General features: G+C 57.3%; 1 protein-coding gene. It reads right to left on the bottom strand.

The window, feature by feature from the left end:
* Positions 1–119 precede the first annotated feature (119 nt).
* The coding region (locus tag ACSNOG_RS33090) for an RpiB/LacA/LacB family sugar-phosphate isomerase (protein WP_436756373.1) at positions 120–328 on the bottom strand (209 nt) is incomplete at its 5' end.

The raw sequence follows: 328 nt of genomic DNA, 5'->3' as shown, positions 1-328 counted from the left end.
GCTCATGCCACAGTCCTCCCTTAATAGTCTCTAAGTCGCTTCATGCCCTCGTCCCGCACAGCTTGTATGCGGGGAACCGTCCGGAATACAGCCCAAATGGCCTTACGGAAAGAAACGTCCTATCCGTTCTTTAGGTAGCGTTCCTCGATCGCCTTGATCTTGTTGACGCGGCCGACATGACGCTCGCCGTGACTGAACTCGGTTGTCAGCCAGGCGCTGACGATTTCCGCAGCAAGACCAGGGCCGACTACGCGTTCGCCGAGCGCGATCACATTGCTGTCGTTATGCTCGCGAGTCGCTTTGGCCGAGAACACATCATGCGTCAGGG

It is taken from the genome of Streptomyces sp. URMC 124 (assembly GCF_051386455.1).
Lineage (GTDB): Bacteria > Actinomycetota > Actinomycetes > Streptomycetales > Streptomycetaceae > Streptomyces.
The sequence above is the reverse complement of the archived record's forward strand: the minus strand, read 5'-3'. Positions and strand labels throughout refer to the sequence as shown.